8 protein-coding genes are annotated in these 11,245 nt (G+C 64.3%); 5 read left to right on the top strand and 3 right to left on the bottom strand.

The genetic code is table 11. The features are described from left to right. Nucleotides 1–135 precede the first annotated feature (135 nt). Nucleotides 136–516 (top strand): hypothetical protein, encoded by a 381-nt coding sequence (locus CS1BSM3_RS17115; protein ID WP_072393902.1) that lies wholly within the window; start codon nt 136–138, stop codon nt 514–516. Here CS1BSM3_RS17115 and CS1BSM3_RS17110 read toward each other — a convergent pair. Then, nucleotides 482–2,101 (bottom strand): glycoside hydrolase family 17 protein, encoded by a 1,620-nt coding sequence (locus tag CS1BSM3_RS17110; RefSeq protein WP_072388930.1) that lies wholly within the window; start codon nt 2,099–2,101, stop codon nt 482–484. The two genes, CS1BSM3_RS17115 and CS1BSM3_RS17110, sit on opposite strands and share 35 nt — an antisense overlap. Before the next feature lie 204 nt (nt 2,102–2,305). On the opposite strand from CS1BSM3_RS17110, the gene CS1BSM3_RS28655 reads away from it, so the two are divergent. The 4 genes from CS1BSM3_RS28655 (at nt 2,306) to CS1BSM3_RS17090 (ending at nt 8,403) form a co-directional block, all read left to right on the top strand. Further along, nucleotides 2,306–2,776 carry a hypothetical protein gene (locus CS1BSM3_RS28655; protein WP_072388928.1) on the top strand — a complete coding sequence of 157 codons (471 nt, stop codon included), beginning with the start codon at nt 2,306–2,308 and terminating at the stop codon, nt 2,774–2,776. A gap of 93 nt (nt 2,777–2,869) precedes the next feature. Beyond that, the gene (locus tag CS1BSM3_RS17100; protein ID WP_072388926.1) at nt 2,870–5,500 is read left to right on the top strand and encodes a glycosyltransferase; all 2,631 of its coding nucleotides are present in this window, start codon (nt 2,870–2,872) and stop codon (nt 5,498–5,500) included. 309 nt (nt 5,501–5,809) lie between these two features. Next, a complete protein-coding gene (locus CS1BSM3_RS17095; RefSeq protein ID WP_072388924.1) occupies nt 5,810–6,355 on the top strand; it encodes an HdeD family acid-resistance protein in 546 nt (181 codons plus the stop codon). Between the two features lie 305 nt (nt 6,356–6,660). After that, the gene (locus CS1BSM3_RS17090) at nt 6,661–8,403 is read left to right on the top strand and encodes a sulfatase-like hydrolase/transferase (protein WP_072388922.1); all 1,743 of its coding nucleotides are present in this window, start codon (nt 6,661–6,663) and stop codon (nt 8,401–8,403) included. Between the two features lie 106 nt (nt 8,404–8,509). On the opposite strand, the gene CS1BSM3_RS17085 is transcribed toward CS1BSM3_RS17090, so the two are convergent. Together CS1BSM3_RS17085 and CS1BSM3_RS17080 are read right to left on the bottom strand one after the other, a co-directional pair. Then, complete coding sequence (locus CS1BSM3_RS17085) at nt 8,510–8,863, bottom strand: hypothetical protein (protein WP_072388920.1); 354 nt, start codon at nt 8,861–8,863, stop codon at nt 8,510–8,512. A 111-nt stretch (nt 8,864–8,974) separates the two neighbouring features. Then, entirely contained in the window at nt 8,975–10,651 is a 1,677-nt protein-coding gene (locus CS1BSM3_RS17080) for a winged helix-turn-helix domain-containing tetratricopeptide repeat protein (protein ID WP_072388918.1), read from the bottom strand. Between the last annotated feature and the right edge of the window lie 594 nt (nt 10,652–11,245).

Here is an 11,245-nt window from a genome sequence, read left to right as displayed (position 1 = left end):
GGCCGCGCCGCGCTCTTGCGCATCCATGCCTTCCTATGGAAGAAGGTCGAGCCCGCTCACGCCGACAGCCACAGTGCATGGCAAGGTGCGCGAAGCGGCCAAAACACACTTGGCTCAAATCCGGATGCACTGTTGATGAGCCGTCCCCTTTTTCGCCCGACCGCCCGCCAAAGCCTTGTCTTGGCTGTCCTGGCAATCGCATCGGTCGGTCACGCATTGGTCGTGCGCTACTTCGCCATCGAGCAGACATCCGTGGCGCTCGCCTGCCAGGCCGGCGCCGACACGTGGATCTGCGCGAGCATGCGACTTCTGCTGGCACTCCACATCCCGCCCTGGCTCGGCATCACAGCGCTCGTCGCGGCGCTGCTCAACCTGATCCGGCCGTCAGTGGTGCTTTGCGCCGTGGCCCTTGTGGCAGCAGGCCACGGCCTCGTCATTTACAATACGACACTGTCGGCACTGGCCGTCGCGCTGCTGGTGCTCAGCCTCGCCCGCCCGGCGCCCGAGCCAGAGTGATCGCCAGCCCGGCGAGGGTCGCGCAGAACCACAAAGCCTGCCAGTTCTCGGCGCCCTCCTGCCAGGTGGTGAAAGCTGCGCACGGGACCAGAACAGCGGCGGCGGCCGTCTCGGCCATCGCGCGCGTCGGCGCTGCGGCCGGCAGGTGCTGCTGCAAAAGCAGGTAGGGAACCACCGCTGCGGTCAGCGGCGCGAATGGGAAATCGAGATAGCGCGGGTTGAAGGCGAACCCCAGCGCTGCCTGGATGGCAACGACGGTCGTCGCGGCGAGCAGGGCGACGAGCGTCAAAGCAAGCGGCTTGCGACGCCGGAACTCCCGCACATGGCCGACGCCGCCGAGAAGGTTGGCGAATGTCGGGGTTCCGACCCTGGCGCCAATTGCCGCAGCACAGGCCAGCGGGACGCCGACGGCAATGAGGATGAGGGCGAGCGAACGCAGCAGGCCGCCCCATCCGAGGCTTTCCAGAAACGCTGCCTCGATGGTCCAACCGAGAGTGGCACCCGCAACCGCGGCAATGATCGCCACGGTCTGCCAAGCTCGCGGGCTTGGCTCTGTTGCCCCGCCTCGGCGCGCGGCGACACCGGCTGCAGCAAAAACCAGGGCGGCGAAGAGCACACCGCCGAGCGCCTGCCATGGCCAATGGGGATGGTTCGAGACGGGCTGCCCCCAGGCGAACTTGACGCGACGCGGCGGGTCCGTGATGAGGCCCCAATGACCGCCGACGGTGCCTTCGAGCTGACGCTTCCAGGGCTGATCGAAGGCCTCGATGACATTCATGCGGATATGAGCGGCCTTGGTGCGCGCGAGAAGGTCGTGCATGACGAGCGCCTGGCTGGCCGGCGAGGGAAGCGCGCCCTCACGCATCCGGCCCGCGCTCGGCCAACCGACTTCGCCGATCAGGATCTCCCGGCCGGGAAACGCTGCCGCCACCTGGCCATGGATCGAGAGGATGTGGTCGGCGGCATTCTTCGCGGGGATGGGATGATCCTCCCAGTAGGGAAGAATGTGAATGGTAATAAAATCAACACCTTGCGCCAATGGCGCGTTGCGCATCCAGAACTCCCAGACATCGGCATAGGTAACCGGCTGGGAGACCTGCGCCTTCACCTCACGAAGGTATTCGGTGAGCGTATCGGCGGTTATTTCCCCCCGCAGGAGAACTTCATTGCCGACGATCACGGCTTGGACGGTATTGGGGAAGCGCTTGGCGAGCGCGACCCCCGTCTTGATCTGCCACTGCGTGCGGTCGCGCCGGTTCGACACCCAGATCCCGAGCAGGACTTTGAGGCCGTGCCGTTCGGCGATCTCGGGGACCTGATCCAGGCCGACATCAACCGAGTAGATGCGGATGCAGTCGGTCAGAGCGGCGAGGCGCTTGAGATCATCCTCGATCTGGGCGGCGGGGATATAAGTGGTGAAGTCGAGCGGCGTCTGTCGGTCGCGGAAGGGCGCGTAGGACACGCACTGAAGCCGCTCACCTTGTGCGAGCGGCGACGGCGGCATGGTAACGTCCGCCCCGCGCCACCACCACGACGCAACGACCAAGGCCGCGACGGCGACGAATAGTCCGACAGCTCTGCGCATCCTTTAACCATACCCCCGTTGGCCCGAAGGCTCGCCTTTACACCGAAGCGATGCGCATTTCAGTGAAGTCAATCTGCGATTGGTGCAATTCTGACACGACTTGAAGCCCCCGTAGACAGAACCATATGCACGCCGCAAAACTGACCTATTCGCGCCTCACGCATGCGTGACCTACGAGGCGACCGATGCAATCTACTAGGTGCCATGCCGTCCTATCTTCGATTCCTACTGTCGACACTTGCTCTGTTCGTGCTCGTGTCGGCTCCGAGTTTACATGCGGCCATGGCGCAATCCGGGGAGGCGAAGGATAAGTCCGAGCAGCCCCAGGATCGCACGAAGGACGCGCAGCGGAGCCGTGATGAGTTCGTCGAAGCGGCCAAGGCAATTCCCGGCCCTGGCGGCCAAGCCGAATGCGTCTGGCTCGGTCGGCGCATCGTCGGGCTGTTGTGGCGCGATGACATCGATACGGCGATGCGGCATATGGGTGTCTATGACCGTTTCGGATGTCCAGCGGGACACATTCAGTCGGCATTCAGGTGCGTTGTTCGACAAGGTACCATCGATGCCAAAGCGCCGGAGAGCCTAGCCGCACGCGCGCACGCGTGCTGGATTGACCCCAAACTGTCGCCGGAACCAACCGCGATAAATTCGCCTGGGGGCGAAGCGACCAAATAGTCGGAAGCGCGTTGTCTATGTGGTGCAGCCCGTCTGCTGGACGGGAAACGTATGCCTGTGTGAATTCGCCGTCACCCCTGGGAAGAACAATCCATGCGCACTATTGCTTCGGTCTGCGCGCTCGTTGCATGTGCTCACATCGGGATATGGCATCTCACGAAGAGTGAGCTGTCGGCTCCCGAGTTCAGCGGTCAGTTGGCGAGCGTGTCCTACACGCCGTTCGACGGGTCCGCGCATCCCGACAGCGGGACGCAGACGACCGTCGAGCAGGTGACGGCCGACCTCGCGGCGATTGCGCCGGTGACGCGCGCTGTCCGCACCTATTCATCGACCGGCGGCTCCGAGCTCATCCCCGAGGTTGCCCGGGAGTTCGGCCTCAAGGTCGCGGTCGGCGCCTGGATCGACAAGTTCGAGGATCGCAACGAGCGCGAGCTGCGCGCGGTCGTCGATCTCTCGCGCACCTACCGCAACGTCAACAGCGTCATCGTCGGCAACGAGACGATCTATCGTGCCGATCAGACCGTCGACGACCTCATCAAGAAGATCCAGCGCGTGAAGCGCTCGGTCTCGGTTCCCGTGAGCACGGGCGAGATCTGGAATGTGTGGCTCGAGCACCCGGAGCTCGTCTCGGCCGTCGACTTCATCGCCGCGCACGTCCTGCCCTACTGGGAAGGCATCTCCGAGAAGGAGGCTCTGGCCCAGACGCTGCGCATCTATAACCAGCTCCGCGAGGCCTATCCCGGCAAGCGGATCGTGATCGCCGAGTTCGGCTGGCCGAGCGCCGGCCACAACCGGCGCGCCGCGAACCCCGGCCCTCTGGTCCAGGCCCAGGTGCTGCGCGAGTTCCTGCACACCGCCGAGGCGATGGGCATCGAGTACAACATCATCGAGGCCTACGATCAGCCGTGGAAGACCTTCGAGGGTGGCGTCGGTCCCTACTGGGGCATGTACGACACCTCGCGGCACGCCAAGTTCGCCTGGAGCGGACCGATCTCCGATCCCGCGCACTGGAAGCTCGGCATTCTCGCCGTGCTGGTCGGCATCGTGTTCTCGGTACCGATCCTGAACATCACCGGGGCCACCGCGACGCAAGCAACTGTGCTCGCATCGGCAGCCCATATTGTCGGCGCCTGGACGGCCTATGTCTTCGGCTTCTGGAGCGGCCACTACTTCGTCCCGGGCGCGGCCCTGGCTTTCGGCATTGGCACGCTGTTGCTCATCCCGCTCGTGATCATCGCACTCGCGCGCATCGACGAAATCGCGGCCATCGCCTTCGGCCGCAAGCCGCAGCGACTGCTGGGTCTCCCCGATGGAGCCCTGGCCGCGGGTTATGCGCCCAAGGTCTCGATCCACATTCCGGCGTACCGCGAGCCGCCGGAAATGCTGAATGCGACGCTCGATTCCGTAGCGGCGCTCGACTATCCGAACTTGGAGTGCGTGCTGGTCATCAACAACACGCCCGACCCGGCGTTCTGGCAGCCCGTCGAGGCCCACTGCCGCGCGCTTGGCGACCGCTTCAAGTTCGTGCGCGAAGACCAGCTCGTCGGCTTCAAGGCAGGTGCGCTGCGCCTGGCGCTCGAGCACACTGCCCCCGACGCCGAGATCATCGGCATTCTCGACGCCGACTATGTCGTGAAGCCGGATTGGCTGAAGGATCTCGTCCCTGCATTTGCCGATCCCAAGGTCGGTCTCGTGCAGGCACCGCAGGATCACCGCGATGGCAGCCGCAGCGTCATGCACCACGTCATGAACGAGGAGTACGCGGGCTTCTTCGATATCGGCATGGTCCAGCGCAACGAGATCAATGCCATCGTCACGCACGGCACGATGTGCCTCATGCGCCGCTCGGCGATGGCCGATGCCGGCGGCTGGTCGAGCGACACCATCTGCGAGGATACCGATCTCGGCTTGTCCATGCTCGAGCGCGGTTGGGTCACGCACTACACGAACCGCCGCTACGGCCATGGCCTGCTGCCCGACACGTTCACCTTCTTCAAGCGCCAGCGCAATCGCTGGGCGTCGGGTGGCGTGCAGATCGCCAAGAAGCATTGGGAGCAGTTCAAGCCCGGTGCGCGAGCGCTCCGGCCCGAGCAGAAGCGCGCCTTTGCGCTCGGCTGGCTCACATGGATGGGCGCCGAGACCGTCGGTGTCGGCGTTGCCATCCTGAACCTTCTGATGGTCCCGTTCGTCGTCTTCGTCGGCAACATCGTGCCCGACAAGGTGCTCACCGTGCCGATCCTCGGCGCGTTCGTCGTCACGCTCGCGCACTTCATCGCGCTCTACAGGCTGCGCGTGCGCTCGGCTCTCGGCGCCATGTTCGGCGCACTCTTTGCGGCGATGTCCGTGCAATGGACGATCGCCCGCGCCGTCGGCTCGGGCTTTCTGAAGGACTCTCTCCCCTTCATCGTCACCGCCAAGGGCGGCGCCGCACGGCGGGCCAACGACTTCCCGGCCTTCTGGGAGGCGGTGATCGGCAGCCTGCTGTTCGGCAGCTCGATCCTGCTCTACTGGACGAACTGGGAGCGCGTACAGGAGATCTATCTCTTTGCCGCGGTGCTGTTCGTGCAGTCCCTGCCGTTCATTGCCGCCGCAGGTCTCGCCGCTCTGGAGGGCTCGCGCCTCAACGAGTTCGCCTTCTGGTTCGGGCTGCGCAATCGCCTGGCCGGCCTGATCCCGGGGCGCGGCGCGAAGCCGCTCGCACCTCAGGGCCCGCAGCCGATGTGAGCCCTTATGGCTCTCAAGCTCCCGGCGCGGCGCCAGACGCCGCGCCCGCGGGCATTGAGATCGACCGACAAAGCCGTCTGCGGGAACCGAACCGCAGCGGCCGGTTCGCGAGTTTGACCAGCCAATTTGACCGGTTAATTTCGTGCGCCAGCGGCCTTGACGGCCGAGTTACGGCGTAAGTCCCTCCCAATCATCGGTATTTCGCCTGATCCCTCTTGGCCGATCAGCGATGCTGAATCGAGCATCATCCTCGCTCCGTCGCGTGGCGGACGCGCGATGCGGGCTGTCAAGCACAGAGGAGTCCAGGCCATGACCATTGCCATTCGCCCACCCCTCACGTCCGAGAACAGGCACATGCTCCGTATCTCCGCATGGCTTGCGATCGTTCTCGGCGTTCTCGCCATTCTGTCGCCCTTCTACGCCGGCATCGCGGCTACGCTGCTTCTCGGCTGCTACTTCCTGGTCAGCGGTGTCCTCGAGGGCATTGTCGCCTTCCGCGCGCCGAGCTGGATGGGCACGATCGGACTTATCGCGCTCGCGATCATCAGCTTCGTCGCCGGCATCTTCATTCTCGTTCATCCGCTGGCGGGGCTGGTGACCATTACACTGGTGTGCATCGCCGCAATCTTCATCTCAGGGATCACCAAGCTCTTCTGGAGCTTCAAAGTGCCCTCGGGAAATTGGTTGCTGGCGCTGAGCGGCCTGCTGTCGATCATCATCGCCGGGATGCTCTTCTACAATTTCCCGTTCACGGCGGCCTGGGCGTTCGGCGTGCTCGTCGGCGCCAATCTCATCGCGGAGGGCGTGATGATGCTCGGCTTCGTGCATCAAACCGGTGAGGAAGGTCCGCACTGAAGCAAGCAGGACGATCGACGCGAGAGCCGTCTGGCGATTTGACCTGACGGCACGTTATCTGCGTGCGCGGCGCAGGCAGCACGCCGCGCCCGCACACGCGTCGGCGGGATACCGCGACCCCGCATTCCCTTTCGCAGACGCAACAACCGCCGTGCAGCCCCGCCTGGTCCGCTCCGGGCGGTAATGATGTTCGATGCCCGCGAATGACGTGTACTGCGTTAAGTTTTATGATACTTTTATGACAGGTCTCCCGGGCCCTCCTGGATGCACCGCGTAAGCTGACAGGACCCGGACCCCAGCGCCCGATGACCGATTCCCCCAGCGCCAGCTCCAGCACTCGCGAAGGCATCCATCGCCGCTGGCCATTCGCCGTCCGCACGCTCAGCCCCGCTTCCAGCTACGCCCTCAGCGCGCTATTGGCGCTGGCACTAACCTCGTGGCTCGCATGGACCGAGGGGCCGCCGACGACGGTGCTGCTGGCCATCCTTGTTTGCGCCACGACGGGGACACTGATCGTCCTCCTGACGCGCCGACTGCTGCTCGCCGCCGTGCTCACGGTGGCGCAGGTCGTGCTCGTCACCACCATCTCGGCGCTCAAGCTCAAGTACATGAATATGGTGCTGCACGCCTACGACATCGCCTACTACCTGATGTCGAGCACCAACCTGAACTTTCTCGTCGCCAACTACGGCCGTCCTGTGCTGGCCGCGGCTCTCGTGGTCATGCTGGCCACGCTCATTGCTGTTCTCGCGTGGCGTGTGGACCCGATCCGCATTCCGCGATCCGTCGCTGCCATCTTGCTGCTGGTGTTCGCCACGGGCGCGACCATGGCCGGTCTCTCGCTTGCCGAGCGGCGCCATTCGCTGTTCGGCTACAAAGGCATGTACGTCTCGTCCTTCTACCGCTCGTGGGCCGAGACATTCGAGACGCTGATGCGCGGCCAGCTCATGGAGGCTGCAGCCGCATCCGCGGCTCTCGAGTTGCCGCGCCTCCAGCCCAAAGAGAACTGCGCGCCCCAAAGCGCCCCGCCTCACATCATCCTCATCCACCACGAATCCGCGGTTCAGCCCTCGCTCTTCCCCACGCTCCAGTACGATCGCCAGCTCGACGACTTCTTCCGCTCCGACGACGGCCACACCTATCGCCTGCGGGTCGAGACCTACGGCGGCGCCTCCGTGCTCACCGAGTTCTCGGTCATGACGGGGCTCTCCAGCTACTCGTTCGGCGGCATGCGGCTCTTCGTTCAGCGCCTCATGACCGGCAAGATCACGGAGACGCTGCCGAACATCCTGAAGAAGTGCGGCTACCGGAACGTCATGTTCTATCCCATGCTGCGCTCGTTCACGGGTGCCGAACGCTTCTTCAGGAGCGTCGGTCTCAGCGATCTGCGCGATGCCAGGGACCAGGGCGCCAAGCGGGCGGACGAACGCGATCGCTTCTACTATGACAACGCGCTCGACGAGATGGCGCGCCACTTTGCGACATCGCGCGCACCGCTCTTCACGTTCATCGAGACCATGGCCGGCCACTGGCCCTATGATCTTCCCTACGAGCCGCACATGGCAGTGCCGGGCGGCGGGGCCGGCACGCATCCCGAAATGCACGAGGTGCTGCGCCGCCTGTGGCTCTCCCGTCTCGACTACCAGCACCTCGTCGGCGAACTCGAGCGCCGCTTTCCCGGGGAGCGCTTCCTGATCGTGCGCTATGGCGATCATCATCCCATGGCGACACGCATGCTGCTCGGCTACAACGAGGGCACGGAGGCAGAGGACGTTCTCGTTGGCCGCAGCTCGGTCGGCTACCAGACGTTCTTCGTGATCAATGGCGTGCGCTTCGAGCCCCAATTCTCGAGCCCGGACATCCTCGACGTGCCCTACCTCGGCACGGTGCTGCTGGAGGCCGCGGGTCTTCCTTTGTCGGATGCTCACGCGGGCCGGAAGCGGCTCAAGATTCTCTGCGATGGGCTGTGGTTCGACTGCCCGAAGCGCGAGCACATTCTGAGCTTCCATCGCCAGCTTCTCGACGACGGCATTGTGAGCGCGCGATAGAGGCTCCCTCACTGCCGCAGCCGCATCTCAGCGCAGCACTAAAAGCAAAGGGAGCGGCGCTGCACCGCTCCCTTGTCCTTCGCCGATTGCGCATCACAACTGCACATCACCAGTCGGCGTAGAAGTGTCGGCCATCGTAGCGGCGGTGGTAGTAGCGGCGGTCGGGGCCGATACTCAGACTGAAAAACGGAACGCCGACGGACACGTACGGCGGACCGTAGTAGTACGGCTCGCCGTAGTAGTAGCGATACGCGGGGCGACGGTAGTAGACGGGACCGTCGTACCCGTAGCGATAGTATCTGCGCACCCTGTAGGTGCCCCGATCATAAACCTTCTCGATCTGGCTGAAGTCCTTGGCCGCGCTCGAGGCAAGAGGAGCTGGAGGCGCTGCGGACGCGCCCGAGGCGCCACTGAACATGGCAGCCGCGACGATAGCCGTTGCGGGGAGTACGCGGTTCATTGCGTCACCTCACTTGTTACATTGCCGTATCGGGTAACCAGCGACCGCGCACCAAGGTTCCCCCGCACGTCGTTCTGGCAGCGAAGATGACGAGGATCAGCGCGACGTGCACTACTCGGGGAGGCCGAGCCTGCGGAGCTCGTTCCGCATCCGGCCTTTCAACGTATCCTCGCGATACGGGAATGCCTGGAAATAGTCGCTGATGCGGTAGCCCGGATGCACCTTGCCCAGGCGATCGATGTACTGGCGTGCGGCCGCATCGCGCCCCGCGAGTGAGTTGCAGAACGCGGCAATGGCCAGGATGTGATAGTGCGCATTCGGCTGACGCGCCGCGCGGTCCGCAAGCGTCGCGGCCAGCTCGTTGTTGCCCGCTACTGCCGCGTCGAAAGCCTCCAGCGCAATCATCGCGAAGCTCATGATGTCGTAAGGACTGAGACGACGCGCCGTACGCACGGAGCCGACGCTGCCGGCGTAGTCTCCACTCAGGAGCTTCGCGAACGCGGAAGAATAGTGGCCGAGCGCAAAGCTCGGGCTGAGCTCGATCGACAGGCCGATCTCCTCGAGAGCAAGATCGAAGTCCCTTTGCAGCAGGTATGCGCGGCCGAGCGCCCAGTGTGCCTGCGGCTCGCGCGGATCGATGCTCAATGCCTGCTGCGCGTATTCCAACGCCCGCTGGACCTCGCTCTCGCGATCCTTGCTGATCTCGAGAAATGCGCGCTGCCAATGGACGAACGACAGGCCCGCATAGACGCGGGCTGCATGAGGGTCCAGCTTGGCGGACAGCTTGAAGAGCCGCTCCGCCTCTTCGTAAGCTCCAGGCGTGAACTGGTACATGAGCCATGTCGCGCGATGGTAGGCGCTCCATGCGTCGAGCGTGGCCGGATGCTTGAGCAGTGCCCGCTGGCGTTCGGACTGTTCGATCTCGCTCTCGACCGAGCCGACGATGATGTTCGCAATATCGTCCTGTATGGCGAAGATGTCGTCGATGCCTCGGTCGAAATGATCCGCCCAAACCTCGCGCTCCGAAATGGCGTCCGTCAGGGCGGCATTGACGCGAACCCTCTGACCGAGGAACTGGACGTTGCCCTGCACGACATAGCGAACGCCGAGCTTCTGCGAAATGCTCCGAGTATCCTGCAAGGTGCCGCGGAACATGAAGGCCGTGCCGCGCGAAATGACGAACAGCCAGCGCGTGCGCGCCAACCGCGTCATGATGTCGAGCGTCAGGCCATCGGCGATGACACGGCCGTGCTCGTCGCCGCCGAGCACGGCAAAAGGAAGCACGACGAGCGAGGGCCGGTTGGGCAAGCTGAGATCGAGCCCGCTGGCCGTGTCGGAATTGACGAGCTGCGTCTCCATCGAGGGCGTCGTCAGAGTGAGGCCCGACGGAGATGCCCCGTCGCTCCCGAGCAGCAACCTGTGCCCGATGGCCGGGGCCGGCACGGTCTCGGCGCCCGCAGCGGCACTCCGGCTTTCCACACCGATCAGAACCTCGCCGACGAAGCGCAATCCACGGCGATGGATCGTCTTGATGAGACCCTGGGCCGTGCCGTCGTCGCCGATCACGCGGCGCGCCACCTTGATGCGGCTGGAGATGGCCGCTTCCGAAACGATGCGCCCCTTCCAGACACGCTCGATGATCTCGTCGCGCGTGACAATGCGGTCTCGGTTCTCGATGAGCAGGACCAGAAGGTCGAACACCTGCGGTTCGACACCTACGGGCGCACCATCCCGGCGCACTTCGTAAGCCTGCGTATCGATGGAAACTGGCCCGATCACGTAGATCATCGAGCGTCTCCGATTGATTGCTCGACGCCGCGCGGATCATGGCGGTCCCCGCACGAGCGTCGCCGGCCAATGGGCACTTCTCCAGGAATTCTCCACGAAGCCGTCAAGCGTCCGGCGCCTCTCGCGCTTAAGCTGCACTTCGCAAACACAGATGAGCGACTGCCGCGCCGATAGCCCGGCCGTGGCGGCAGCGATGGCGTCCGGCGCCCATGGAGCATTCCGAATTGCATATCGAATGAGCCCTTTCGGGGCCGAGTGCTCACCCCGGGGAAATAGACTGGCCGCCTTTTGGCGCGCCCCCGCACGCGCACGCAATATGGCTTGCGAACACGCGGAGGTGCGATCTCCACTTTCGGAGCACGACACATTCAAAAGCTAAAAGATGCCGCCGGTCGCTCCGCTAACGGCAAGCCAGGGTATCCAGCCGAACGAACAACGACAAGATCGTAGCAAAATATAGATAATCACTGTCGATCACTATTCCCTGTCCAGCCCTCTCGATCTCGGCCCGCTGCTGCGCTGGACGGGCAAATTGGCCGCGGCTGCACGCCTCGGACAACGGGAAGTGGCGGCCCGGAGTGCTCCGGACCGCCC

The sequence above is a fragment of the Hyphomicrobium sp. CS1BSMeth3 genome, assembly GCF_900117415.1.
Classification (GTDB): Bacteria; Pseudomonadota; Alphaproteobacteria; order Rhizobiales; family Hyphomicrobiaceae.
This window is presented reverse-complemented; position numbering and strand designations above follow the sequence as displayed.

Coding starts and splice junctions, on each gene's coding strand:
- CS1BSM3_RS17110 (WP_072388930.1), bottom strand. CDS start 2,101: ATGCGCAGAGCTGTCGGACTATTCGTCGCCGTCGCGGCCTTGGTCGTT.
- CS1BSM3_RS17100 (WP_072388926.1), top strand. CDS start 2,870: ATGCGCACTATTGCTTCGGTCTGCGCGCTCGTTGCATGTGCTCACATC.
- CS1BSM3_RS17095 (WP_072388924.1), top strand. CDS start 5,810: ATGACCATTGCCATTCGCCCACCCCTCACGTCCGAGAACAGGCACATG.
- CS1BSM3_RS17080 (WP_072388918.1), bottom strand. CDS start 10,651: ATGATCTACGTGATCGGGCCAGTTTCCATCGATACGCAGGCTTACGAA.
- CS1BSM3_RS28655 (WP_072388928.1), top strand. CDS start 2,306: ATGCCGTCCTATCTTCGATTCCTACTGTCGACACTTGCTCTGTTCGTG.
- CS1BSM3_RS17085 (WP_072388920.1), bottom strand. CDS start 8,863: ATGAACCGCGTACTCCCCGCAACGGCTATCGTCGCGGCTGCCATGTTC.
- CS1BSM3_RS17115 (WP_072393902.1), top strand. CDS start 136: ATGAGCCGTCCCCTTTTTCGCCCGACCGCCCGCCAAAGCCTTGTCTTG.
- CS1BSM3_RS17090 (WP_072388922.1), top strand. CDS start 6,661: ATGACCGATTCCCCCAGCGCCAGCTCCAGCACTCGCGAAGGCATCCAT.